At 65.5% G+C, this 24,240-nt stretch carries 21 protein-coding genes and 1 tRNA gene; 11 read left to right on the top strand and 11 right to left on the bottom strand.

The window, feature by feature from the left end:
* Window positions 1-136 precede the first annotated feature (136 nt).
* Window positions 137-1,123 (top strand): hypothetical protein, encoded by a 987-nt coding sequence (locus KF759_RS10275; protein WP_291225139.1) that lies wholly within the window; start codon window positions 137-139, stop codon window positions 1,121-1,123.
* A 107-nt stretch (window positions 1,124-1,230) separates the two neighbouring features.
* Here the strand turns inward: KF759_RS10275 and KF759_RS10270 are convergent, their stop codons facing one another.
* On the bottom strand, window positions 1,231-3,150 hold the full coding sequence (locus tag KF759_RS10270) for a DUF2207 domain-containing protein (protein WP_291225137.1): 1,920 nt from the start codon (window positions 3,148-3,150) through the stop codon (window positions 1,231-1,233).
* Between the two features lie 112 nt (window positions 3,151-3,262).
* Here KF759_RS10270 and ubiE point away from each other — a divergent pair, with 112 nt between their 5' ends.
* The 5 genes from ubiE (at window position 3,263) to KF759_RS10245 (ending at window position 10,774) form a co-directional block, all read left to right on the top strand.
* Window positions 3,263-4,009, top strand: coding sequence for a bifunctional demethylmenaquinone methyltransferase/2-methoxy-6-polyprenyl-1,4-benzoquinol methylase UbiE (ubiE, locus tag KF759_RS10265; RefSeq protein ID WP_291225135.1), 747 nt, complete (start codon window positions 3,263-3,265; stop codon window positions 4,007-4,009).
* Between the two features lie 186 nt (window positions 4,010-4,195).
* A complete protein-coding gene (locus KF759_RS10260; protein ID WP_291225134.1) occupies window positions 4,196-6,031 on the top strand; it encodes a M1 family metallopeptidase in 1,836 nt (611 codons plus the stop codon).
* 551 nt (window positions 6,032-6,582) lie between these two features.
* Window positions 6,583-8,112, top strand: coding sequence for a 2,3-bisphosphoglycerate-independent phosphoglycerate mutase (gene gpmI / locus KF759_RS10255; RefSeq protein ID WP_291225132.1), 1,530 nt, complete (start codon window positions 6,583-6,585; stop codon window positions 8,110-8,112).
* A gap of 12 nt (window positions 8,113-8,124) precedes the next feature.
* Window positions 8,125-9,285 carry a peptidoglycan DD-metalloendopeptidase family protein gene (locus KF759_RS10250; protein ID WP_291225130.1) on the top strand — a complete coding sequence of 387 codons (1,161 nt, stop codon included), beginning with the start codon at window positions 8,125-8,127 and terminating at the stop codon, window positions 9,283-9,285.
* 175 nt (window positions 9,286-9,460) lie between these two features.
* The gene (locus tag KF759_RS10245) at window positions 9,461-10,774 is read left to right on the top strand and encodes a S41 family peptidase (protein WP_291225129.1); all 1,314 of its coding nucleotides are present in this window, start codon (window positions 9,461-9,463) and stop codon (window positions 10,772-10,774) included.
* 1 nt (window position 10,775) lies between these two features.
* Here KF759_RS10245 and lipA read toward each other — a convergent pair whose 3' ends face one another.
* The 3 genes from lipA to KF759_RS10230 all read right to left on the bottom strand — a co-directional run bounded on the left by lipA (window position 10,776) and on the right by KF759_RS10230 (window position 14,055).
* A complete protein-coding gene (gene lipA, locus KF759_RS10240; RefSeq protein WP_291225127.1) occupies window positions 10,776-11,768 on the bottom strand; it encodes a lipoyl synthase in 993 nt (330 codons plus the stop codon).
* A gap of 72 nt (window positions 11,769-11,840) precedes the next feature.
* A complete protein-coding gene (fdxA, locus tag KF759_RS10235; protein ID WP_291225126.1) occupies window positions 11,841-12,164 on the bottom strand; it encodes a ferredoxin FdxA in 324 nt (107 codons plus the stop codon).
* 109 nt (window positions 12,165-12,273) lie between these two features.
* On the bottom strand, window positions 12,274-14,055 hold the full coding sequence (locus KF759_RS10230) for a SpoIID/LytB domain-containing protein (protein WP_291225125.1): 1,782 nt from the start codon (window positions 14,053-14,055) through the stop codon (window positions 12,274-12,276).
* Window positions 14,056-14,263: 208 nt separating this feature from the next.
* On the opposite strand from KF759_RS10230, the gene KF759_RS10225 reads away from it, so the two are divergent.
* Window positions 14,264-15,421 carry a GGDEF domain-containing protein gene (locus tag KF759_RS10225; RefSeq protein ID WP_291225123.1) on the top strand — a complete coding sequence of 386 codons (1,158 nt, stop codon included), beginning with the start codon at window positions 14,264-14,266 and terminating at the stop codon, window positions 15,419-15,421.
* Between the two features lie 31 nt (window positions 15,422-15,452).
* Here KF759_RS10225 and KF759_RS10220 read toward each other — a convergent pair whose 3' ends face one another.
* The 6 genes from KF759_RS10220 to crp all read right to left on the bottom strand — a co-directional run bounded on the left by KF759_RS10220 (window position 15,453) and on the right by crp (window position 20,819).
* Window positions 15,453-16,010, bottom strand: coding sequence for a redoxin domain-containing protein (locus tag KF759_RS10220; protein WP_291225121.1), 558 nt, complete (start codon window positions 16,008-16,010; stop codon window positions 15,453-15,455).
* 123 nt (window positions 16,011-16,133) lie between these two features.
* The gene (locus KF759_RS10215; RefSeq protein ID WP_291225119.1) at window positions 16,134-16,817 is read right to left on the bottom strand and encodes a rhomboid family intramembrane serine protease; all 684 of its coding nucleotides are present in this window, start codon (window positions 16,815-16,817) and stop codon (window positions 16,134-16,136) included.
* Window positions 16,818-16,826: 9 nt separating this feature from the next.
* Window positions 16,827-17,699 carry a general secretion pathway protein GspB gene (locus KF759_RS10210; RefSeq protein WP_291225117.1) on the bottom strand — a complete coding sequence of 291 codons (873 nt, stop codon included), beginning with the start codon at window positions 17,697-17,699 and terminating at the stop codon, window positions 16,827-16,829.
* Between the two features lie 51 nt (window positions 17,700-17,750).
* Window positions 17,751-19,352: an ExeA family protein gene (locus KF759_RS10205; protein ID WP_291225115.1), complete on the bottom strand. Its 1,602-nt coding sequence runs from the start codon at window positions 19,350-19,352 to the stop codon at window positions 17,751-17,753.
* Between the two features lie 88 nt (window positions 19,353-19,440).
* Window positions 19,441-20,127, bottom strand: a complete 687-nt coding sequence (locus KF759_RS10200; RefSeq protein ID WP_291225113.1) for an EcsC family protein — start codon at window positions 20,125-20,127, stop codon at window positions 19,441-19,443.
* Window positions 20,128-20,180: 53 nt separating this feature from the next.
* Window positions 20,181-20,819, bottom strand: a complete 639-nt coding sequence (gene crp / locus KF759_RS10195; RefSeq protein ID WP_291225170.1) for a cAMP-activated global transcriptional regulator CRP — start codon at window positions 20,817-20,819, stop codon at window positions 20,181-20,183.
* Between the two features lie 307 nt (window positions 20,820-21,126).
* Between crp and speD the strand changes: the two genes are divergently transcribed.
* Window positions 21,127-21,912, top strand: a complete 786-nt coding sequence (speD, locus tag KF759_RS10190; protein WP_291225112.1) for an adenosylmethionine decarboxylase — start codon at window positions 21,127-21,129, stop codon at window positions 21,910-21,912.
* A 38-nt stretch (window positions 21,913-21,950) separates the two neighbouring features.
* On the opposite strand, the gene coq7 is transcribed toward speD, so the two are convergent.
* A complete protein-coding gene (coq7, locus tag KF759_RS10185) occupies window positions 21,951-22,595 on the bottom strand; it encodes a 2-polyprenyl-3-methyl-6-methoxy-1,4-benzoquinone monooxygenase (protein WP_291225111.1) in 645 nt (214 codons plus the stop codon).
* A 210-nt stretch (window positions 22,596-22,805) separates the two neighbouring features.
* On the opposite strand from coq7, the gene rplM reads away from it, so the two are divergent.
* The 3 genes from rplM (at window position 22,806) to KF759_RS10170 (ending at window position 23,805) form a co-directional block, all read left to right on the top strand.
* Window positions 22,806-23,240, top strand: a complete 435-nt coding sequence (gene rplM / locus KF759_RS10180) for a 50S ribosomal protein L13 (RefSeq protein WP_291225109.1) — start codon at window positions 22,806-22,808, stop codon at window positions 23,238-23,240.
* A gap of 63 nt (window positions 23,241-23,303) precedes the next feature.
* A complete protein-coding gene (rpsI, locus tag KF759_RS10175) occupies window positions 23,304-23,696 on the top strand; it encodes a 30S ribosomal protein S9 (RefSeq protein ID WP_291225107.1) in 393 nt (130 codons plus the stop codon).
* A gap of 35 nt (window positions 23,697-23,731) precedes the next feature.
* Window positions 23,732-23,805, top strand: a tRNA-Gln gene (locus tag KF759_RS10170).
* Window positions 23,806-24,240: the final 435 nt, after the last annotated feature.

The raw sequence follows: 24,240 nt of genomic DNA, 5'->3' as shown, positions 1-24,240 counted from the left end.
CCGATCGAGCGCACAGGCCTTTGATCTTGAATGAGCCGAGTCCGCGCACATGGGGGATTCGGCGCCGCCGCATGGGTTCAGTGCGAACTCTTTCGGCGCTGCACTGTTTTGAACGGTTGATCGGAGAGGGCGACTCATGCGTACGGTAACGAAATGGCAATGCGGCATCCTGGGCACTGCGGCCATTGTGCTCGCGGCAGGGGGCGCTCGTGCCCAATCCTGCGGGATCGATTCGATCTTCGTCAGCGGATTCGAAGTGCCCGCGGCAGGGGGTGCCGCGGGCGGACTTTCGACTGCAAGCCAGTCCCCGGGTCTTGCGCTGGGTATCGAGGGGCCTGATCTCACGGGCCGGGCCAATCCCTGCAATACCGGCCCGAGATACACGTGTACGAGTACCTTCAACGGCAACTTCACGACATCAAGCGACGGCCAGACGATCGAAGGCATGTGCATCCATGGCGAGCTTCGCATCCAGCACAACAACGTGACCGTGCGCGACACCACGGTCATCAGTGGCGGTCTGTACGGGATTGATATCGGATATGGTGTTTCAACTTGCCCGGCCAATACCCTGATCGAATATACCGAGGTCGACAAGTCGCCTGCGCCCGGCATCCCCTGGGGAGTCTATCAGCGGTGCCCGGGCGGCCAGACTTTTGACCACGTCAAGATTCACCATGTCGGTCGCGGCATGATGATCTACGGAAATATCACGGTCAGGGATTCATATGTCTATTCGGACCGCACCATCGAGGGCGCGCACCGAACCGCGATCAGCACGCATGGCGGCGACAATTTCACCGTGACTGGCAATACTTTCATCTGCGTCAATACCGGTTGTTCGTCATCGGTGAACATGTACAGCGACTATGCGCCGGTCACCAACTACCTGCTCCAGAACAATCTGGTTGCGGGCGGTTCCATCTGCGTGCGGGGCGGCCAAACCCACAACTATCCCGACGATACGCATGATATTCGGATATTGGACAACCGCTTCTCGACGGTCTATCACCCCGAGTGCGGCACTTTTCAGGCACTCGGACAATTTGATGCGACCGCGCCAGGCAATATTCGCTCTGGCAATGTGTGGCATGAAAACGGACAGCCAATTACCGGTGAGTAGGGTAGGTCACGCAGGGCGCGCGTCCTGCGTGCCGGCACGCACGGGATGGGCGCGAACGCGGGGGGCGAGCTGATTGAGGCGAGGCGCGCAGCGCATGGCTGGACACTTCACCAGCCACCACCACCGCCGCCACCACCACCGCCGCCCGATGAACCGCCGCCGCCACCGCCCGAGGAGGAGCCGGGCGCGCTCGACGAGGACGAGATCGCGCTGCCGAATGAGGAACCGATGCCGCTGGCAAAGCTGCCGAGGTTGTTGATCGAGCTGCCGTGATACCAGCCCGCAGCAGCCACCGCGGCGGCTGCGGCGGCAGGCCCGATCGCCGCGGCAAATTGATCGGTCCAGTTCTTTTCCACGCCGAGCGCCAGCGCATAGGGCAGCATGCGCTGGTATTCCCCGGTGGTCAGCGGTGGCGCCTTCTGTGCCGCCAGTTCGTCGCGCTCGGCCACGCCCAGATACAGGCGCAGGCCCTCGATCTGGTCGAGTACCTTGCGCCCGGCAATCGTGGGCGCCTTCATAAGGTGCGCAAACAACAGGTTGGTCGCAAGCAACACGACGATCGCAATCGAAAAGGCGATGCCGAAGATCATCAGCAGGGCACCCAGTCCGACCACTTCGCCGATGAAGAACGGCAAGGCGAACAGGGTCACGCCGAGCGCGGCGAGGACTCCGAGTGAACCGGACTTGTTGCCGCTGGCGACCGAGCGCCAGGCATCGATCACGCCACTGCCGAGGGCAAACACGCCCAGGCTCCAGCCGCCCAACCAGACCAGCATGAAGCCGCCACCGATCATCCTGTCCTTTTCGCCGAGCAACAGCACCGCACCGATCACCGTGGCCAGCGTGAGAAGACCGCCGATCACCACCAATCGGGTGTTCTTGTTGAAATAGCGATCACCGTATTCGCTGGTGAGTCCTTTTTTGTGTGCCTTGATCGCCGTGGAGATGCGTTGGTGATTGCTGCGCTTGAGGTCGAATTCCCCGGCGCCCTGCAAGAGGTCACCGATCAGTTGCGCCTCGCGGCTGGGTAGATCGACGGCGTCGGCCCGCTCGATGCGATAACTGTCGGCTGTGTTGTTGATGCGGATCGCGCCGCGCACCGCGGCATCGACGAGGTCGGCGGCGACGCAGCGCTCATCCCAGCCCATGCGCTCGATGAAGCGCAGCGCGCTGGGCGTGAGGCCGTCGGGCGCCTCGTAGCGTGGGAAGATCGGCCCGGGTTCGGGATCGCGGCCGACGCGCAGCCATTGCACGAGATACCAGATGAAGATCAGCAGCAGGCCCCCGCACAGCGCGAGCACGCCGGCATTGTCGGCGAAGAACCAAGCTGCGCGTTGCTCCTTGCTGGGCTCGGCAACGACACCCTTGGGAAAGCCGACGACGATCGTCAAGCCTTCGCGCGGCATCAAGGCTTGCGTGGTGCGGAAACGCGCTTGCGACGGCGCATCGGCAGTCGCTTCGTAGTTCTTGTCCTTGGCACCCTCGACGCCGGTGTAGGCTTCAAGCTGCAGCGCCGACGTCGCAATCGCGCCGGGCAGGTTCACCTCGGCACTGGCGGCATCGATCGGAAAATCCCAGCCATTGCCGGTGACGTTCCAGTACAGCTCGTCGTGCGTGGCAAAGAAACCGAGTTGGCGATTGGTGTGGTAGCTGAAGGCGTAGCTGTATTCCCCCGGGCTGAGCGTGATGTCCTTGGAGCCGAAATACACGCGCACCCCGTTGCCGTGGCGCTCGCTGCGGAAGTCTTCCCTGGCGCCATCACGCGTGAGCGTGCGCGGCTCGAACGCAACGTGGACCTTGTTGCCGCCCCGGTCGCGGTAGTCGGTGGGGAAGTCGCGGTAGATGCCGTGGTTGATCTGCTGCCCCTCGGCGCGCACGCGGATCGTCTCGGTGACATCCATGCTGCCATCGGCCTGCACCTGGATGCGGCTGTCGAAGGCGAGGATGCGTTCGTCGGCGCGTGCCGATGATCCCGCGGCCCCGCACAGGATCAGCAAGATCAGGGCGTAGCGATTGAGGATCGTCATGGCCAATGCTCCCCTGGTCGGCGGTCGATCTGCCGCGTGTGGCGGCGCTCGCGGCGGCGATCTTCGCATGAATGCGCGGCGCGACAATGGCGCGATGCGGTACGATGGCAACATGACGCAATCCACCACCCACTTCGGCTACCGCGACGTCCCCGAGGCCGACAAGGCGCGCTTGGTCGGTGAGGTGTTCACCTCGGTCGCGCGCAAGTACGACCTCATGAATGACCTCATGTCATTTGGCATCCATCGGCTGTGGAAGCGCTATTTCGTTGCCACCAGCGGCGTGCGCGAAGGCGATCGGGTGCTCGATCTGGCCGGCGGCACCGGCGACATCGCCGCGCTGCTGCGGCCCAAGGTCGGTGCGCGCGGCAGCATCGTGGTCGGTGACATCAATGGCGACATGCTGCGCGTCGGGCGCGACCGCCTGCTCGATCGTGGTCTCGTGCAGGGCTTGCAATGCGCGCAGATGGATGCCGAGGCCTTGCCGTTCCCCGATCGCAGCTTCGATTGCGTCACGATGGCCTTCGGTCTGCGCAATGTGACCCGCAAGGACAAGGCGCTGGCCGAGATCCAGCGCGTGCTCAAGATCGGTGGTCGCGCGCTGATTCTCGAATTCTCCGTGCTCAAGGCCGAACTGCTCAAGCCGCTCTACGACTTCCATTCATTCCAGGTATTGCCGCGCATCGGTGCGCTGATCGCGGGTGACGAGGGCAGCTATCGCTACCTCGCCGAGTCGATCCGCAAGCATCCCGATCAGGAAACGCTCAAGGCGATGATGGAAAGCGTCGGGCTGGAGCGCGTCGACGTGCGCAACCTGTCCGCGGGCATCGTCGCGATCCATCGCGGCTACCGGATCTGATTCAAGCCGCTCGCCTATCGGTTAGCCTTGCGTTTTCGAATGCTGGCCGGCACGAGCGGACAGCTTGACCGGACACGGCCTCGACACGGATTTCCGGTCCGCATCGAGCGCGCGCGTGGATCCGGCGCGGCGTGGCGCCGGATCGGCGACAATACGCAATCGCAAGCCGTTCAGGGACCACCTTCCATGCTGCAACGCCTCCTCGCCGCATCGTTCTTCCTGTGCATGTCAGCCTCGGCCGCCGAACACGATCGCTTCAGTTACGCCGAACCGGCCAAGGTCACGCAGACTGCGCTTTCGCTGGATCTCAAGGTCGATTTCGACAAGCGTGAGTTGGCCGGCAGCGCCGAGCTGGCACTGGCCTGGCATGATCCCGAGGCGCGCGAGTTGGTGCTCGATACGCGCGATCTCACCATCGAAGGCATCGAGGCGCTCGATGCGCAGGGCGCTGCGCATGCACTCAAGTGGAGTCTGGCCGCGCGCGATCCGGTGCTCGGCTCGGCGCTGCGCATTGCGCTCGACGCGCAGGCGCCCAAGGTGCGCATCCGTTATCACACCGCACCGCAGGCCTCTGGCCTGCAGTGGATGACGCCAGCGCAGACCGCGGGCAAGAAGCAGCCGTTCATGTATTCGCAATCGCAGTCGATCCATGCGCGCAGTTGGGTGCCGCTGCAGGACACGCCTGCGGTGCGCTTTCCCTACAGCGCGCATGTGACCGGGCCCAAGGCGCTGCGCGTGGTGATGAGCGCGAACAACGATGCCAAGCACCCACTCGATGGTGATTTCAGCTTCAGGATGGAGCAGCCGATTCCCTCGTATCTGCTCGCAATCGCGGTCGGCGACCTCGCCGTGCGCGAAACCGGGCCGCGCAGCGCGGTGTATGCCGAGCCCTCGGTGGTCGCCAAGGCCGCCTACGAATTTGCCGACACCGAGAAGATGATCGAGACGACCGAGAAGCTCTACGGCCCGTACCGCTGGGAGCGCTACGACATCCTCGTGCTGCCACCGAGTTTTCCATTCGGCGGCATGGAAAATCCGCGCCTGACCTTCGCTACCCCGACCGTGTTGGTCGGCGACCGCAGTCTGGTGTCGCTGGTCGCGCACGAGCTCGCGCATTCCTGGTCGGGCAATCTCGTCACCAATGCAAGCTGGCGCCACATGTGGCTCAACGAGGGCTTCACCAGCTATGTCGAGAACCGCATCGTCGAGGCGGTCTACGGCAAGGTGCAGGCCGACGAGGAATTCATCATCGCTGCCGATGAATTGCTGCGCGAGGTCAAATCGACGCCGGCGCCGACCCAGCGACTCGTGCCCGATCTCGACGATGCCGACGATGCCGCTTCCGACTTTGCCTACGTCAAGGGCGCATGGCTGCTGCGTACGCTTGAGGCGCGCTTCGGGCGCGAGGCTTTCGACGCCTATCTGCGCAGCTATTTCGAGCATTTCGCGTTCCGGAGCATCACTACCGAGCAGATGCTCGATTGGCTCAAACCCAACTTGCTCGACAAGTATCCGGGCAAGATGAGTCTCGACGAAGTCAAGGCGTGGATCTACCAAGGCGGCGTGCCCGCCGATGCGCCGCTGCCGACTTCGCCGCAGTTGCAGGCGATCGCCGAGGCGCGCAGCCAGTGGCTGGAAGGCAAGCGCACCGCGATCAAGCTCGACGCCAAGCGCTGGAACACGCAAGAGTGGATGTATTTCCTCGACGGACTGCCGGACAAACTCAGCGCGCAACAGTTGGCCACGCTCGATGCGGCCTGGCACCTCAATGGATCGCCCAACGCCGAAATTGCGCGCCGCTGGTATCTGGCTGCGGCGCGCTCGGACTTTCGTCCCGCGCGCACCCAGATGGCCAAGTACATGACGCGCATCGGTCGCCGCTATCTGGTGGTGCCGATTTACGAGGAACTGGCCAAGACGCCCGACGGCCTGCGCTTCGCACGCGAGGTCTACGCCAAGGCCAAGCCCGGCTATCACCCGATGACCCAGGTGAGCATCGAGAAGGCGCTGGCGGGCAAGTGAGCCTGCCCCTTCGCGGCGAACGCCTCGAGCAAAAGCGCGTCCCGTAGAGCGGAGCTTGCTCCGCTCTCGCATTTGCTCCGCTGCTTTCGCGCATCCGAGCCGAGCGAGCTCGGCTCTACAGGAGCACACCACCACCATCGTAGAGCGGAGCTTGCTCCGCTCCCGTTCGTCAGGTCGGGCCTTCCGGCCCTCCTGCAGCGCGCTGTTGCAGGAGCGACGGCAGTCGCGACCTTCCCGTAGAGCGGAGCTTGCTCCGCTCCCGTGCGCCTCAAGCCGAGCGAGCTCGGCTCTACAAAACCCACCGCCCCGTAGAGCGGAGCTTGCTCCGATCTCGCATTTGCTCCGCTGCTTTCGCGCATCCGAGCCGAGCGAGCTCGGATCTACAAGAGCACCCCGAGCCGAGCGAGCTCGGCTCTGCAGGAGCACACCACCACCATCGTAGAGCGGAGCTTGCTCCGCTCCCGTGCTGCCCGCGCCGCGCCTGCGCACGGGACAGGGTCAGCGCGCGATGCATCGGCTAGGATAGTGCTTTCCCTTCCGCGGTTTCGCCTGTGTCCCGACCCAAACCCGTCCTGCTGCTGATACTCGATGGCTGGGGCCATCGCGAGGAGACCGCGCACAATGCGATCGCGCTGGCCAACTTGCCCAACTGGCGGCGGCTGCTGCGCGAGTGTCCGCATACCCTCATCGATACCTTCGGCGAACATGTCGGGCTGCCGCACGGGCAGATGGGCAACTCCGAAGTCGGTCACATGAACATCGGCGCCGGGCGCATCGTCCATCAGGACCTCACCCGCATCGACGCCGCAATCGCCGATCGCAGCTTCTTCGACAACGCCGCGCTGCTGCACGCCTGTGATGCAGCGCGCCGTCACGAGGGCACCCTGCACGTGTTCGGTCTGCTCTCGCCCGGTGGCGTGCACAGTCAGGAAGACCACATTTTCGCCCTGCTCGATCTGGCGCATGACCGCGGCGTGGCGCGCGTGGCCGTGCATGCCTTCCTGGATGGGCGCGACACGCCGCCGCGCAGTGCGCGCGCCTCGCTCGAACGCCTTGCCGCGCAGTGCGCGCGGCTCGGCAACGCGAAGGTCGCGAGCGTAACCGGCCGTTACTTCGCGATGGATCGCGATCAGCGCTGGGATCGCGTGCAACTCGCATGGCAGGCGATTGCGCTGGCGCAGGCGGATCATCACGCCGCCGACGCGCTGGCCGCACTCGACGCGGCCTACGCGCGCGGCGAGAACGACGAGTTCGTCAAACCGACCGTGATCGCTGGGGGTGCCGCGGTCAACGACGGCGATGCGATCGTGTTCATGAACTTCCGCGCCGATCGTGCGCGCGAGATCTCGCATGCCTTCGTCGATGCGGATTTCAGCGGTTTCGCGCGCAGTCGCGTGCCGCAGTTGTCGGCCTGCGCGACCTTGACCGAATACGAAAAGGGTTTGGTCGCCGACAGCGCGATCGCATTCCCGCCGCAATCGATGGACAACACGTTGGGTGAATACCTTGCCGGTCTCGGCTTGCGCCAGTTGCGCATCGCCGAAACCGAGAAGTACGCACATGTCACGTTTTTCTTCTCGGGCGGACGCGAAGCGCCGTTTGCGGGCGAGGAGCGCATCCTCGTGCCGAGCCCCAAGGTCGCCACCTACGACCTCAAGCCGGAAATGAGCTGTCCCGAGCTCACCGATCGATTGGTCGCGGCGATTGCGTCAGGCCAATTCGACTTCATCGTCTGCAACATCGCCAATCCCGACATGGTCGGGCATACCGGAATCGAAGGCGCGGCGATTGCCGCGGCCGAAGCGGTCGATGCCGCGCTCGGTCGCATCGAAGCCGCGATCCGCGCGGCCGGTGGCGAGATGCTCATCAGTGCCGACCACGGCAATCTCGAGCAGATGGTTGACGACAACGGCGTGCCGCACACCCAGCACACGGTGGGCCCGGTGCCGCTGGTCCATGTTGGCCGAGCGGCGCGACTCGAGCGCGGCGCGCTGCGTGATCTGGCGCCGACCGTGCTGGCCTTGATGGGTCTGCCGCAGCCGCCGCAGATGAGCGGTCGCAGTCTGGTCCGCTTCGACTAGGGGCTCGCCGCCGTGGTTCGTCTGGCATGTCTGCTGCTGCTCGGTCTGGCGGTGACCGCGATTGTGCAGGCGCAGGATGTCGACAGTGCGCGGCGCAAGGCGCAGGAAGTCGAGACCACGAACAAGCTCACGGCGGTGCGTGCGCAGATCAAGGCGCTGGTTGAGCAGCAGCGCGCGGCGACCGATCAGCGCGACGTGGCGCTGCGTGATCTGCGCGAGCAGGAATTGGCGATTGCCGCGATTGCGCGCGAGCTGCATGCGCTGGACGAACAGCTTGCCGACCAGCAGGAGCGTCTGGCCGCGCTGGGCGACCAGCACGCCAGCCTGCTGACGCAGCTCTCGGCACGCAAACAGGACCTCGCCGCCCTGCTGCGTTCGGCCTACGCACTGGGGCAACATGAGGAACTGAAGTTGTTGCTGCAGCAGGACGACGTCGCTGCGGTGGCGCGCGTGCTCGCCTATCATCGCTACTTCCAGCGCGCGCGCATCGCGCAGCTCGATGAGGTGCGCGAGGAAATGAAGAAACTGCTTGCGCTCGAAGATGCGATCCGCGCGCAGAGCGCGCAGTTCGAATCCACACGTCAGGCACGTGCCGCCGAAAGCGCGAGTCTCGAACGCGAGCGCGTGCAGCGCGAAGCCCTGGTTGGCGAGCTCGATGCCAGGCTCAAGGCGCAGGGCCGGAATCTGGCCGGGCTCGGTCGCGACGAAGACGAGCTGGTCAAGCTGCTCGAGCGCCTGCACGATGTGTTTGCCGATATCCCGCAGCAGATCAAGGGCGCCGAAGCCTTCGCCAGCCAGCGTGGACGTCTGCGCTGGCCGTTGGCAGGACGCATCGTTTCTGCTTTCGGCGCGCCCGGCGAAGGCGGACGACCCAGCAGTGGTCTGCTGCTTGCGGCCAAGGTTGGCACGCCGGTGGCTGCGGTCGCGCGCGGCCGCGTGGCCTTTGCCGATTGGCTGCGCGGCTACGGCATGGTGATCATCCTCGACCACGGCGACGGCTATCTCAGCCTGTATGGCTGCAATGAAAGTCTGCTCAAGGAAGTGGGTGACTGGGTCGATGCCGGCGACACGATCGCCACCAGTGGCGCCAGTGGTGGGCAGCGTAGCGCCGGGCTGTACTTTGAACTGCGCAGCGACGGCAAGCCCGTGGATCCGCGCCGTTGGCTGCGCTGAATTTCACGCGGCCGGGGCGGTCGATGCCCGCACCCTGCCTGCCGTACACTCGATGCCTCTCCTGATCGTGGACATGCCCATGCGCCCCTTGCTCGTCTTCGCCTCGATCCTTGTTCTCGGCAGCGCCGTTGCGCTTGCTGAACCGCCGGCGGACAAGGCCTCTGGTGCTGCGCCTGTGAAAGATGCAGCCTCCGACCCGGGCAAGGACACGAAAGACGCAAACCCGAAAGGCGCGGCTTTGCCCGCGTTCGCCAATGCGCCAGCCGCACGCAAATCCGTGGACATGGCCGACATCCGCGTCTTCACCGCGGTGTTCAGCCTCATCAAGCAGGCCTATGTCGAGGAGATCGATGACCGCAGCCTCATGCGCGGCGCGATCCGCGGCATGCTCGCCGGACTCGATCCGCACAGCGAGTATCTCGACAAGGAAGAGCTGTCGGGCCTGACCGAAGAAACCACCGGCAGCTATGCCGGGCTCGGTCTGGAAGTTGCACAGGTCGAAGGCACGCTGCGTGTGGTGACGCCGATCGACGATACGCCGGCGCAGCGCGGCGGCATCCGCGCTGGCGACATCATCCTGCGCATCGATGGCAAGGCCGTGCAGTCCGACGATCTCGATGGCGCGATCGCGCGCCTGCGCGGCAAGCCGGGCACCAGCGTCACGCTCAGCGTGCTGCACGAAAAGCAGACCGCACCGGTCGACATCACGCTCACCCGCGAGGCGATCCATGTCGCCAGCGCGCGCGGGCGTTTGCTCGAGCCCGGTTTTGGCTACCTGCGCGTCAGCCAGTTCCAGGAAGAAACCGCGATGCAGCTGCGCAAGCAGTTCGAGCGCCTGCAGGCAGCGAACAAGGCGCCTCTGCGCGGCGTCGTGCTCGACCTGCGCAGCAATCCCGGCGGGCTGGTCGCCGCCGCGGTTGAAATCGCTGATGACTTTCTCGACCGCGGTGTGATCGTCAGCACGCGCGGCCGCGTCAAGCAGGCCGACACCAGTTTCAGCGCGACGCCGGGTGACCTGCTCGCAGGTGCGCCGTTGGTGGTGCTGGTCGACAACGGCAGTGCATCGGCGGCCGAAATCGTTGCCGGTGCACTCAAGGACAACCATCGCGCCCTGCTGATGGGCCGGCGCACCTTCGGCAAGGGTTCGGTGCAGACCGTGCTGCCGATCGATGGCGAGCATGCGGTCAAGCTCACCACCGCGCGCTACTACACGCCCAGCGGTACCTCGATCCAGGCGGCCGGAATCCGACCCGATATCGAACTTGCCGATCTGAGCCTGAGCGCGCGCAATGACGACTTCGACAGTGGCTTGGGTGAGCGTGATTTGCGCAACCACCTCAAGGGCGTCAACGAGGGCGCGGCGGATCGCGCGGCGATCACGCAACACGAGGTGCCCAGCGACTATGCGCTCAATGAAGCGCTCAATGCACTCAAGGTGTTGGCGCTGCGGGCAACGCCGGCAGCGCCTCCGGCGCCGGCGAAATCCTGAATCAGCCGCACAAGCCTGCATTGTTGCGCTCGAGCACGCGTTCGGCGCGGTAGCTCGAGCGTGACAGCGGTCCCGCCACCGCCTCGACGAAGCCCTTGGCCAGCGCGAGATCACGATAGGCGATGAATTGTTCGGGCGTGACGAAGCGCTCGACCGGCAGATGGTTGGGCGTCGGACGCAGGTACTGGCCGAGCGTGACGATGTCGACGCCGGCATTGCGCATGTCGTCGAAGGCCTGTTCGAGTTCCTCGTCGGTCTCGCCAAGTCCGAGCATGAGGCTGGTCTTGGTCAGGGTCTGCGGCGCATGGCGCTTGGCAAAGGCGAGCACGTCGAGCGTGCGCGCGTAACCGGCACGCGGGTCACGCACGCGGCCGGTGAGGCGCTCGACCGTCTCCAGGTTCTGCGCGTAGGTGACCAGACCGGCATCGAGCACGGTCGCCACCAGTTCGTGTTTGCCGCAGAAGTCGGGCGTGAGCGCCTCGACTGCGGTCTGCGGTGCGCGTTCGTGGATCCTGCGGATGCAGGCGGCGTAGTGTGCGGCGCCGCCATCGGGAAGGTCGTCGCGATCGACCGAGGTCAGCACGATGTACTTGAGTTTCATCAGCGCCACGGCATCGGCGACCTGGTCCGGCTCGCCGGCATCGAGCCAGCCGTGCGGATTGCCGGTGCTCACCGCGCAGAAGCGGCAGGCGCGCGTGCACACCGAGCCCATCAGCATCATCGTCGCGGTGCCGCCGCTCCAGCATTCGGCAATGTTCGGGCACCGCGATTCCTCGCACACCGTATGCAGCTTGTGTGTCTTGACGATGTCGCGCACGGCTTCGTAGCGCGCCCCGCTGGGCAGGCGGATGCGCAGCCACGGCGGCTTGCGGCCGACATCGGGCGTATTGGCGTTGGCATTGGGGCGCATGCCGCCATGCACCGCGCGCGTGCCTTCGGCGGTCACGTATTTGTCGCCGTCGCGTGGCTTGGAGCTGGCTGCTGGGTCGGTCATTGGCGGGATCTGTGCGGGAAGTGAGCGTGGCGACGCTGGCGTCGCCGCGGCAGGGGCGGGAGGCGGCGCGCGTCAGCGCTTGAGCATCGGCAGCTTGTCGGGCACGCCGTTGAGGCGATCGGCATCCTCGAGCGCGGGGATGCGCTCGGCCAGTACCGGCCACAGGGGCGCGAGCTCGGCATTGAGCGCGAGGAAATGCTCCTGTCCGGCGGGCACGTCATCCTCGGCGAAGATCGCCTCGGCCGGGCACTCGGCCACGCACAGCGTGCAGTCGATGCATTCCATCGGATCGATGGCGAGGAAGTTGGGGCCGGCGTGGAAGCAATCGACCGGACAGACTTCGACGCAGTCGGTGTACTTGCAGGCGATGCAGTTGTCGGTGACGACGTGCGTCACGATGCTCTCCAGGGAATCTGCCGGACCGTGCCACGGCAGCGCCAATTGTAATCCAACAAGATGGCCCGGGCCTGATTCCGACCCGGGCCGTCGCAATCGGTGGGCAAGCTCAGGGCGAGCCGTCGAAGGCGTCGGCGAAGATGCGATCGTCGATCAGTTGCACGGCGGCCACTTGCGTGGCCAGCGCCAGTGGCAAGTCGGCGGAGCTGATCGTGCCATTCTCATCGACGTCCAGATACAACGAGAGCAGCAGGTCGTAGCTGCCCGGCGCGGTTGCGGGTGGAATCGTGAAGGCGCGGGTGATCGCGTGGCTGCCGGTGGCGAGCACGAGCGGCGCGTCATGCGCGGAATCGTCGATGTAGCCGACGCCGCTGCGGTACAGGCTCGCACCGATCAGAAGATGGCTGTGACTGGCGCCGGCCGTGTTGTCGGCATCTGCCGAGAGCTGGATCAAGGTGCCGGGTGCGGCCGCTGCCGGTTGCGCCGCAAGATTGGCCAGCGCAAGCGGCGAGGTCATCACCGCAGTGCGTTGGCCACTGCCGGCGCCGCTGTCGTTGAAATAGTGGTCGACGATCCACGGCCAGCGCCTTGCGCTTGCGTCGATTGCCCAGCGCTGCGTGCCCCATTGCGACATGCCGCGACCGTGGCCGAAGCAGCCGTGGCCGCTGCCGACGCTGTCGGCCAGACACGGCCAGCCATTGGCGGGCGAGCCGGCGAAGCCGTTGCCGCAGGACAAGTCGCTGTTGCTGCACGACAGGCCGTCGTTGGGATCGTCCCAGCTGTTGTTCTCGGCCGAGTATTCCGCCGAGGCTGCCTCGCTGCCGGTGCGTGTGAGCAGGATGCCGGGTGTGCGCGCGATCGCATTGTCGGTGCTGTTTGCGGTGCCGGCATCGTTGACCTGACAGCAGGCACTCGAACAGATGTCGAAGTTCGCGCGGATCGGGTGGGCAACGCGCCATGCACCATAACTGCGGTAGGCGATGCTGCCGGCACGCAGGCTCTGCGTGTTCCAGCTTGCGATCCACTCGCTGTCGAGGCCGCGGCGCACATAGGTTTCCAGCGGCAGCACGCAGGTGTTGGTGCAGGAACCGGTGCAGCAGGACTGTGTGCAGGCGGCATCGGCGTAGCCCACGCGGATCGAGGCCGGCGGCGCGAGTCCCGGTGCGAGCAGCGGACCCACCGGAGTTTGCAGGCGGGCCAGGGGTGCAGGCCGCCCGTCATCCGAGCCAGCGGCGCGTTCGCCGCGGTCGAGTGCGCCGATCTGGTTGTGCGCAATGCGCGCTGCGCCCGCTTCCAGTGCGATCAGCAGGCGCTGCACGCCGCGGACGCGCAGCAATCCGGTGCGATGTTGCGCGCCGGCGTTGCCGGCATCGACGTCGAGACTGGCGCGCGTGGTGTCGCCGTCATCCAGAGCAGGCAATTCAAGCTCGAAATAGCCCTCTGCATCGCTGCGCGTGCTGCGCCCTTCGCTGCGGACGAGGGCGTCGGCAATGGCAGCGCCATCGCGTGCGCGCCGCACGAAACCCTGCAGCCAGCGTGCCCCGGGTTGGTCCCGCGCGCGCCCCGCGAGCGCTGAATAGGCAGCCGGTTCCTGCTCCGGGTCGAGCAGCACGGTGAGCTGGCCTTGCGCGCCTTCGAGGCGGAATTGCAAGGCGTGATGGCCGGGCGCGCTCAGTACGGCGACGCCGGACTGCGCCAATGCAATGGTGGTGGGCGCATCGGGCGCCAACTCGACGCTGTGCCGGGTGCTGCCGACGCTGTAGTCGAGCGTGGCGGCGAGCGGCGCACCGGTGGCGGCGTCGCGGACGCTGAGTTCGATCGCGCCTGCCGCGTGCGCACCCGCGAGACCGAATCCACACGCCAGGGCGCAGGCACAAAGCCATCGAAACATGATCATCCCCTTGGCTTCAAGGAAGTGGCCATGAGCATAGCGGCAGGTACGCAATGGCGACCAGTTGTCGACGGGCGAGGAGGCGCCCGAGCTTGCTGCCACATCGCCGCCACGCGCGATTGGCGGCGATGCCCGCAACGGATCTGCGCTAAAGTGCGGCCCGTGTTTCGCTGATCCCGGGATTGCGGCGGAATGCATGGGGGGCGACATGGAACTCATGTTGTGGCGCTGGAGCACCTTGGCCCAGGCCGTTTCGGACCTGTTGATCTGGACGTTCTTCCTCGTCCTGTCGCGCTCCTTGCCGTACGCCAACCTGGGTCTGTGGGCGCGGGCATGGCTGTGCAACCTGATCGCCCTGGTCGCGGTGGCGCTTTATTGGACCGTGCTGCAGAAGACCGCCCTGCCGACCCTGGCGTCGTTTGCGGTCTATTTGTTCGCCAAGACGATGTTCGTGTTGCTGGTGGTGACGGCATCCTTGTCGCTGGCCAATCCGCGCTTCGTACCGCCGCTGCGAGGCATCCTCGTGTTCTCGGTGGCTTACGCCGCGCTTGGTGCGTTGTTGTCGTTGCGCTCGTTCCACATCCTGGGCTTGTTGCAGTCGATCCTCATTGCGGTGGCTTTCGGCACCTGCGCGCTCCAGATCCTGCTCACGCAGGCGCCGCGTTGCGGCTGGCTCGCGGCTGGTCTGGGCATGCGCGCCCTGCTCGGCTTTGCCGAGATTTCCGGAAATCTCGCCCTGTGGCAACAATGGCAAGGCACGGCGGATCTGCCGATCGGAACCTTGATGGCGGCAGCATCCTCGCTCGATGCGGCGACCGAATGGGTGATTGCGCTCGCTTCGCTGCTCGCCTTTCAGGACATCATCCAACGTGACCTCGGCCGCGCCAATGTCGAGCTGCGTGAGGCGCAGCGTCGTTTGCAGGATCTGGTGCATCAGGACCAGCTCACCGGCGTGTTCAACCGCCGCGCCTTGCCGGCGATTCTCGACGCAGCAACGCGGCACGGAGCGGGGATCCTGTTTTTCGACATCGACCAGTTCAAGCACGTCAATGATCGCCACGGCCATCATGTCGGTGATGACTGCCTGGTGCGCTTCGCCGATGCGCTCAAGGCCAGTTTTCGCAGCGGTGATCAGATCGTCCGTTTCGCCGGTGACGAGTTCGTGGTGGTTGCCCAGTCCGCATCAAGCGAAATCCTGCACGCGCGGATCGAGGCAGTGCGCCAGCATCTCAAGGGCAGTGCAGTCGAGCAGCCAACCATTGATTTTTCGGTCGGCATCGGCCTGCTTGCGCCGGGCGGCGATGCCGAGGCGGCGCTGCGCAAGGCCGACCAGGCAATGTACGCCGACAAGTCCCGGTTCGCTTGAGGGTCTGCACGGCAGATGTGCCGTGCGCGCCTCAGGCTGCGGCGCTGCGCTCGATCAGGTCACGGGCAACGAACAACTCGATCCGCTCGAACGGGATGTGATCGCCGGCATCGCGGGCGTACCAGGTCTCCACGAGCTTGCCCTCGCCATCGATGAGGAAATCGGCCGGCATCACGTTGTTGGTATTGAGACCCGCCAGGCCAACGATACGCAGACCCTTGAGCAAGGTCGGGATGCGCATGGCGATCGCCTTGAGCTTGCCCCACAGCGAGCGTTCGATGCCGTAGGTTTCGTAGGCCAGTCCGGCCGGATCGGCAATCACCGGAAACGGACGGGGCTGCCTGGCGACGAAGCGCCTGACCGCAGGAACGTCCGACTTGAACACCGCAATCACGTCAAGGCCAAGACGTTGCAATGCAGCGTGTTTGGCGGTGAGTTCGTAGATGCGGAAATTGCAGAACGGGCAGGCCGCATCGCGGAAGAAGCAGAGCAGGGTGCGCCTGCCGCTGGCCTTGCCGATGACGATGGTCTTGCCGTCGATGTCCTTGAGGTACATGCGTGGTGCCGCATTGGGTGCTGCCAATTTCATGTATCCGGTCCCCTGTTTTGACCATTCGATGTGATGTTCGAGCCGCGGGCCGGCCTTTGTTCGGCGCGGTCGACTCGAGCACTTCGATGCAGGGAGCGAGATAAATGTTCCCGGCGGCTTGCCCTACTGGCGCAGGCGTCGCGCGATCGCCGGACGCGACAGCAGGGCCAGGGCGATGCCGATGATGAAGCCACCCACGTGCGTCCACCACGCGACCGCACCGAAGGCCGGGCCGACATAGGTGAACAGCAGTTGCAGCGCGGCCCAGAAGCCGATCAGCAGCATCGCCGGCACGCGCACGAATTCGAGGAAGAAGCCCAGCGGCAGGACCAGCCCAAGCCGTGCGCGGGGAAACAGCGCGAGATAGGCGCCCACCACGGCCGACACCGCGCCGCTCGAACCGATGATCGGTGCGCTGGTGCCGGCCAGCATCAGGGCGCCGAACAGGTTGGCGAGCGCGCCACCGAGCACGAACAGCAGCAGGAAGCGCAGTGAGCCGAGCACGCGTTCGGCGGATACGCCGAACACGATCAGGAACAGCAGGTTGCCGGTCAGGTGCAGCCAGTCGGCGTGGATGAACAGCGCACTCACCAAACGCATCGCGCGCAGTTCGAGCAACTGCTGCAACCAGCCGATGTTGTGATCGAGCAGGGTGGTCGGCACCGTTCCCCAGCGCATGATCGTGACAGCGCGTTCTGCCTCCGGCAGCGATGCGAGCCAGACGAACACCACCACGCAGGCGACGACGATGAACAGTGTTGCCAGTGGCGGCCCGCTGCGGCGACGGCTCGGCAACTGCACAAACACGCGTGCGGCTCAGCGTCCGTCGCGCGGGAAGGTGAAGCGCTGGCCGTGGAACTCCAGCACGAGCCCGTCGGTGGTGATCTGCTGCAGCACCACCCCATCGGCAATCTGCTCGCCTTCGACATGACGCTCGCCCTTGACCACGACGAAGCGCTCGGCCGGTGTCGGCGACCACACATGCATGGTCAGGTCGATCTCGGGCAAGTCCTTGCGTGTGGCGTAAGGCAATTCCCAGATCGACGGCAGGCTGGGTTGCACGGGTTTTGCCGTCGCCCGCCGCGCCGCGGCCGGCGCCGGTGGGGCCGCGGGTACCGGAAGCGCGCCCGTCGCGGCAGCGGGTGTCGTGACCGTGGACGCAGGTTTGGCGGTGGACCGCGTGGCGACCTGGGCGGGATTCTTCGCGGCACCGGGCGCAGCCGCAGCCGCATCGTCCTTCGGCGTGCCCTCGCCACCAATCACCACTGGACTGGGCATCGGCATTGCCGGCGCGGTGACCGAGCCCGGCGCATCCGGCAATCCGGGCATGGGCAACACGGGTTGCGCGACTTCGACCGGCTTGCTTGGCGCCGCGTGGTTGCCCACAGGCGTCGCCGGGACGGGACGGTTCGGGCTGCCGATCCTGCTCACTGGTTTGGTCGCTGCCGGCACCGGCGCCAGTGCGGGCGCCGCAGGCTTGGCCGGGACCGCCGACATTGCCGGGGCGGTGGGTGCCGGCTCGCGCAGCAACCACCAGCCGGCGACGAGCGCGATCACGATCGCGGCGGCGAGCGCGGGCAATGCGCTGCGTCGCGGGCGCGTGAGCACGATCGGTGTGCCGAGGTTGGGCGCTTCGCCAAGGTGGCGTTGCTGCTCGGATTTCTTCAGGGCTTCGAGGATCAGTGACATGCGGAATCCGGATCGGGTGCGGTGTGTCGGCGTGGCGCGTCGGGGCGAGGCTCAGTCCATCGTGCGCGACAGATGCGGCCCGTCATCGTCGAGCGCCGACAGGGCGAACAGAGTTTCCGGACCGATGATGCCATCGGCGCGGATGCCGTAGGCCTGCTGCAGCTTCTCCACGCGAGCTTGCATGGCGGCATCGAAGTTCGCGCCGGGGCTGGCGCCGTCGCCGCCATCGAAGCTCTTGAGGCGGTTGAGTGCCCAATCCACCCCGGGGCCGGAGGCGCCGCGGTCCAGCCGCGCCGGCATGTTTGCAGGCACACGCCAGAGCACGCTGAAATCACCATCCCAGAGACTTGCAAGGGCTTCGCGGCTCGGGCTGTAGCGTTGACCGGAAAGGTCGATCCGCACGCGCTCCTTGCCCACGCCCTGCAGCACCGCGGGCATTTCGTGCGGTGCCTTGCCGAACAGCAGCAGCAAGGGCCGGTCGAAGCGCGCCAATTGTTCGAGCGAGGCGTGACCGCGCAGACAGGCAAGCCCGGGCGCGATCAGCGCGGGGCAACGGGCCGCGTCGCGCACGGAAATCTGTTCGGCATCGACATGCCAGCGCGCGAGCAGCTGGGTGTAGGCGATCAAGGCGGTATCCGGTGCGGCAGCGAGCGCCGCGCGCAGTCGCTCGCCTTCCTCGTCACCAGCGCCGGTGGCGGTTGCCTCCGGTTTGGGTTCGTCGACGAAGGCAGGCGGTGGCGCAGCGCGATGCTGCCAGGCCCAGGTGCCGGCAGCAGCGACCAGCGCCACCACGACCAGCGCGGCCCAGGCGCCGTGGCGACGCAGCCAGTAGCGTGCGTGTCCGGGCAGGGTTTCGTCGGCGGCACGGTCAACCAGACGCTCGCCCAGGCTGTCCTGATCGCGTGCGAAACCGGCCATCAGGGCACGGTCGGCAATGATGTTGATCAGGCGTGGCACGCCGCCCGAGCGGCGATACAGCGCTTTCAGACCCAACCGCGTGAACGGCTGGCGCGTGCAGCCCGCAACGGCCATGCGGTGGCGCACGTAGGCTTCGGTCTCGCTCGCGTCCAGTGGTGTGAGGTGATAACGCGCGGTAATGCGCTGGGCGAGCTGGCGAAGCTCGGGCTTTTCCAGCACCTCGCGCAACTCGGGTTGGCCGAGCAGGATGATTTGCAGCAGCTTTTGTGTTGGTGTTTCGAGGTTGGTGAGCAAGCGCACCTGCTCCAGCGATTCGGTCGACAGGTTCTGTGCTTCATCAATGATCAGCACGACGCGCAGGCCCTGCGCGTAGGCGTCGAGCAGAAAGATGTTGAGTGTGTCGGTGAGCGCCTTGAGACTGCCGCGCTTGCCGTCGATCCCGAGCTTGAGTTCCTCGCAAACGGTCTCGACCAATTCGACCGGCGACAATTTCGGATTGAGCACGAGGGCGACACAGGTGTTTTCGGGCAACTGCTCCAGCAGCAGGCGGCACAGGGTGGTCTTGCCGGTGCCGACTTCGCCGGTCAGCTGCACGAAGCCGCCGCTGCCGCCCTTGCCGATGCCATACAGCAGATGTGCGAGCGCATCCCGATGGCGATCGGATAGAAAGACGTAGCGCGGGTCGGGCGTGATCGAGAACGGCGCCTCGCGCAGCCCGTAATGCTCAAGATACATGGGCCTACTTTAACAGGCCGACCTTGGCTTGCCGTTAATTGTGCGGGTCTCGATCTGGTCGATCGCGATGACGACAAATCCAGCAACATCAACCATTTGAACCATCACCGTGAGGAGTCTCAGGGCCGAGGTCGGCGCGCTTGCCTTGCGTGAACCGGCGCGCGCGCCGCGTGTCGGGCAGCGGCTCGCCCGCGAACAGGGCCATGGCAGTCCGTGCCACCTGGGCCGTGTCGTACCAGGCGTAGGCGCCGACGCCGACCGCGCCTGCGACCGGCAACCAGCGCGAGAGACCGCGCGCGACGAGGCGCTGCGACAGGCGCACGCTAATCAGGGCAGCAACGCGCTCGAGTGCTCGCAGCGGAACGTCCTGGATCAGCAGGCGAGCGCCGACCTGCACGGCGAGATCGCGCACTGCCTGTGCGGCGGCATGGCGGAACAGGCAGTAGAGCATGTGCGAGCGGGTCAGTCCCGCGCTCTGGCCGTAGACGCCGGCGATGTCGGCGACCATCTGGCGCTGGACGGTCCAGATCACCGACAGTTCGGGCAGGATCGTCAGCCAGCCCAGCGCACCGGGAGGCAAGGCCAGGCCGCCCGCCGCAAGCGCAGCCTTGCGCTGGGCCACGACTGCGATCGCACGGGCTCTCTGCGCCGGTTCGTCACTGGCGACTCTGTCCGTCGGGGGTATGCGCCCGGCGATATCGAGAATCGTGCGGATCAGGCGCGCGTCGCCGCGCTCCTGATCTTCGGCGCGGCGGGCGGGCAGATTGCGGCTCATGGGGTGCCGGAATTTCGCCAGCGCCAGCCTGTGCTGCGGGCCTTGCGCCGCGCTCAGCGCGAACCGAGCACGACGATGGTCTTGCCGCTGACGCTGATCATGCCTTGCTCCTCGAGCTGCTTGAGCACGCGCCCGACCATTTCACGCGAGCAGCCGACGATGCGGCTGATTTCCTGGCGCGAGATGCGGATCTGCTTGCCACGCGGATGGGTCATCGCGTCGGGCTCGTCGATGAGGTCGAGCAGGGTCTTGGCGACGCGTCCGGTGACATCCATGAAGGCGAGCCGGCTGACCTTGCGCGAGGTGTGCAGCAGGCGGTTGGTGAGTTGCGAGCCGATTGCGAAGAGGACCTTCGGGCATTCCTCGCGCAGCGGGCCTTCGAACAGCGCAAACAGGCGTTCGTAGCTGATCTCGGACAATTCGCAGGGTGTGCGCGTACGCACCATCACCTCGCGCCGTGGCGTTTCCACGAACAGGCCCATTTCGCCGATGAACTCGCCGCGATTGAGGTAGGCGAGGATCAGCTCGTTGCCTTCCTCGTCCTCGGACGAGACCGTCAGCGAGCCGTCGATCACGTAGTAGAGGATGTTGGCCGAGTCCCCGGGACGGATGATCGCGGTCTTGCTCGGGTAGCGACGCCGATGGCAGGCGCCGAGGAAGCGCTCCATTGCCGCGCGGTCGGGCACCAGCATCTCCGGGGCCTGCACGCGGTTGACCTCGCGCTGCAGGTTGTAGCGGAAATCGGCGATCTTGGTTTGGGATTCCACGCAGACCCCTACGCATTGCAAGCGGATGAATCCGGGGTGGAGTGCGCAGGCATCGGGTGCCACGCAGGCCCGCCACGGGCAAGTGGCTCATAGTATTGCAAATTGCCAAGGCGGTAGCAGCAGGTCCGCGCCGCCGTGGCCATCGGCCGCGGTTTCATCGCGGGCACGCATGGCCCATAATCCGCGCCCCCGGGATCCACACCGGACGTTTTCCGTTGCCGAGGTATGCGCCGTGGTCAAGCCGATTCCCCGCCTGCAATTGCAGGGCTTCAACAACCTCACCAAGGCGCTGAGCTTCAACATCTACGACATTTGCTATGCAGTGTCGGAGCAGCAGCGCGGGCGCTACATCGAGTACATCGACGAGCAATACGACGCCGATCGCCTCACCCAGATCCTGTCCGACGTGGCCGAGATCATCGGCGCCAACATCCTCAACATCGCGCGGCAGGATTACGACCCGCAGGGCGCCTCGGTGACGATCCTGATTTCCGAGCATCCGATCGTCGAAAAGCTCGGCAAGGACATGATTTCCGATGCCGTGGTCGCGCATCTGGACAAGAGCCACATCACCGTCCATACCTATCCGGAAACGCATCCGCACAACGGCATTGCGACCTTTCGTGCCGACATCGACGTGGCCACCTGCGGCGTGATTTCGCCGCTCAAGGCGCTCAATTACCTGATCGACAGCTTCGAGTCGGACATCGTGACGATGGACTACCGCGTGCGCGGATTCACCCGTGACGTGAAGGGGCGCAAGCACTACATCGACCACAAGATCAATTCGATCCAAGACTATCTGGCCAAACACATCCGCCAGAAATACGAGATGTTCGACGTCAACGTGTATCAGGAAAACATGTTCCACACCAAGATGCACGTGAAGGAGTTCGACCTCGACACCTATCTGTTCGAGGCGCACGCCGACGATCTGTCATTCAAGGACCGCCAGCGCATCGAGCAGCTGCTGCGGCGCGAGATCGAAGAGCTGTTCCACGGGCGCAACCTGACCTGAGCGCGCGGGCTGCCGCGACGAGATCCACGCGGCCCCGTTCAAAGGCGGTAAGCGACCTTCTTCATGAAGGCCGAAGCCAGGCGCATCAGCATGGGCAAAGGCGGCGGCAACTCGACACCACCTTTCGCGCGCGCAGCCTGTGCGTGACGCGCCTCGTCGGCTTGCATGCGCCGCACGATCGCGCGGCTGCGCAAGTCGCCCGACGGCAAGGATTGCAGGTGTTCGCCCAGATGGGCCTCGACCTGGCGTTCGGTTTCGACCACGAAGCCCAGGCTCAGGCGGTCGCCAACCAGGCCGGCGCCGGCGCCGATCAGCCAGGCGCCCGCATACCAGAACGGATTGAACAGGCTGGGGCGGCTGCCCAGCTCTTGCAGGCGCTGGCCGCACCAGCCCAGGTGGTCGCTTTCCTCGGCGGCGGCTTCGAGCAGGTGACGGCGCAGGCTTGCTTCACGCGCAACGCTGGCCTGTCCGAAATACAGCGCCTGCGCGCAGACCTCGCCGACGTGGTTGATGCGCATCAGCCCGGCAGCATGGCGCCGCTCGGCGTCGTCGAAGGTTGGGTCGGCAATTGCGGCTGCCGGCGAGGACTCACGTGTGGGTGGCGCCGCCACGAAGATCGACCCGAGCGCCCGCTCCGCCTCGATCAGCAGCCGGTCCATTGGCGAGTGGCGACGTTCGATCATGATGCGTTTTCCGCTGTGGAAACGGTCGGGGCTGGCCAGGTTCGGGGATTCCTGGCAGGTCGGGGCATGGGCAAACGCTTCATTCGTGCTATCATCCGCGGTTCACAACGCAAGGTTCACCGGTTGCGGTGTCTGGATGCTTCGGCTATCCTCCCGCGCCCTCGTTTTCGAGTGCCCCGGTTTTCCCGGGCCCAGCAGAGTACTACGGATATGAACACGATCAGCGCCAAGGCAGACGGCGTCAAACGCGATTGGTACCTGGTTGATGCCAGCGGCAAGACGCTGGGTCGCCTGTGTGCCGAGCTGGCCCACCGCCTGCGCGGCAAGCACAAGACGATCTACACCCCGCACGTCGATACCGGCGATTACCTGGTCGTGATCAATGCGGAGAAGATCGCCGTCACCGGCAAGAAGCTCGATGACAAGAATTATCATCGCTTCACCGGCTACATCGGCAATCTCAAGACCACGCCGCTCAAGGACATGCTCGCGCGTCATCCCGAGCGCGTGATCGAGATCGGCGTCAAGGGCATGCTGCCCAAGAATCCGCTGGGCCGCGCGATGTATCGCAAGCTCAAGGTCTATGCCGGTCCGAATCATCCGCATGCTGCCCAGCAGCCGCAGACGCTCGACATCAAGGCCTGATCCGATTTTTCGCCTGCGCCCGCGTTGCGGGCGCGGACACTTCAATAAACAGCAGACACTGACATGGCAATCCAGCAGAACTACGGCACCGGTCGTCGCAAGTCCTCCGCAGCACGCGTGTTCCTGCGCAAAGGCAGCGGTGCGATCACCGTGAATGGAAAGGCGCTCGACGATTTCTTCGGTCGCCAGACCTCGCGCATGATCGTGCGCCAGCCGCTTGAGCTGACCCAGAGTCAGGACAAGTTCGACGTGTTGGTGACGGTCGAAGGCGGCGGCATGACCGGTCAGGCCGGTGCGATCCGCCTCGGCATCGCCCGCGCGCTGGTCGAGTACGACGAATCGCTCAAGACCCCGCTGCGCAAGGCCGGCTTCATGACGCGTGACGCACGCGAAGTCGAGCGCAAGAAGGTCGGTTTGCACAAGGCCCGCCGCGCCACCCAGTACTCCAAGCGCTGACGCTGGATCCTTCCGGCTCGCGTCGCCCGGTTTGTTGGGGGATCGTCTAACGGTAGGACAACGGACTCTGACTCCGTTTATCTAGGTTCGAATCCTAGTCCCCCAGCCAGAAACGACAGACCCCGCGCCAGCGGGGTTTGTCGTTTCTGGCTGGGGCAACGACGGTTCGGACCCGTTCGACAAATTCGCCGGGAGCGAATTTGGACAGCCGCAGGCTGGCCCCGAGAGGGGCGAGCCCCATGGATGGGGCGAGCAATCCTGGTCCCCGATCTTGTCGCAACATGACGCCGACCCCGCGCCAGCGGGGTTTGTCGTTTCTGGCTGGGGAAACGACGGTTTGGACCTTGGTTCGACAGAATCGCCGGGAGCGATTCTGGACAGCGCAGCGCGAGCGAAGCTGGCCCCGGAGCGCGCACCGCGCACCTGCCAGCGAGATCGACCAAACAAGCGGTGCGATGCGAAGAATGGCAGCGACGGGTTCTACAGTCGGTCAAAGCTGCAAGCAATGGTCATTTGGATCCGCTGGATGCTTTCGCTTGAGACA

The sequence above is a fragment of the Dokdonella sp. genome (assembly GCF_019634815.1).
Classification (GTDB): domain Bacteria; phylum Pseudomonadota; class Gammaproteobacteria; order Xanthomonadales; family Rhodanobacteraceae; genus Dokdonella_A.
This window is presented reverse-complemented; position numbering and strand designations above follow the sequence as displayed.

Excerpts from the sequence above, each read along its gene's own strand:
- ubiE (WP_291225135.1), top strand. The coding sequence starts at position 3,263 with ATGACGCAATCCACCACCCACTTCGGCTACCGCGACGTCCCCGAGGCC.
- rpsI (WP_291225107.1), top strand. The coding sequence starts at position 23,304 with ATGGCAATCCAGCAGAACTACGGCACCGGTCGTCGCAAGTCCTCCGCA.
- KF759_RS10210 (WP_291225117.1), bottom strand. The coding sequence starts at position 17,699 with ATGTCACTGATCCTCGAAGCCCTGAAGAAATCCGAGCAGCAACGCCAC.
- KF759_RS10205 (WP_291225115.1), bottom strand. The coding sequence starts at position 19,352 with ATGTATCTTGAGCATTACGGGCTGCGCGAGGCGCCGTTCTCGATCACG.
- lipA (WP_291225127.1), bottom strand. The coding sequence starts at position 11,768 with ATGACCGACCCAGCAGCCAGCTCCAAGCCACGCGACGGCGACAAATAC.
- KF759_RS10270 (WP_291225137.1), bottom strand. The coding sequence starts at position 3,150 with ATGACGATCCTCAATCGCTACGCCCTGATCTTGCTGATCCTGTGCGGG.
- KF759_RS10275 (WP_291225139.1), top strand. The coding sequence starts at position 137 with ATGCGTACGGTAACGAAATGGCAATGCGGCATCCTGGGCACTGCGGCC.
- KF759_RS10230 (WP_291225125.1), bottom strand. The coding sequence starts at position 14,055 with ATGTTTCGATGGCTTTGTGCCTGCGCCCTGGCGTGTGGATTCGGTCTC.
- KF759_RS10200 (WP_291225113.1), bottom strand. The coding sequence starts at position 20,127 with ATGAGCCGCAATCTGCCCGCCCGCCGCGCCGAAGATCAGGAGCGCGGC.
- coq7 (WP_291225111.1), bottom strand. The coding sequence starts at position 22,595 with ATGATCGAACGTCGCCACTCGCCAATGGACCGGCTGCTGATCGAGGCG.
- crp (WP_291225170.1), bottom strand. The coding sequence starts at position 20,819 with ATGCTGGTGCCCGACCGCGCGGCAATGGAGCGCTTCCTCGGCGCCTGC.
- rplM (WP_291225109.1), top strand. The coding sequence starts at position 22,806 with ATGAACACGATCAGCGCCAAGGCAGACGGCGTCAAACGCGATTGGTAC.
- KF759_RS10225 (WP_291225123.1), top strand. The coding sequence starts at position 14,264 with ATGGAACTCATGTTGTGGCGCTGGAGCACCTTGGCCCAGGCCGTTTCG.
- KF759_RS10260 (WP_291225134.1), top strand. The coding sequence starts at position 4,196 with ATGCTGCAACGCCTCCTCGCCGCATCGTTCTTCCTGTGCATGTCAGCC.
- KF759_RS10220 (WP_291225121.1), bottom strand. The coding sequence starts at position 16,010 with ATGAAATTGGCAGCACCCAATGCGGCACCACGCATGTACCTCAAGGAC.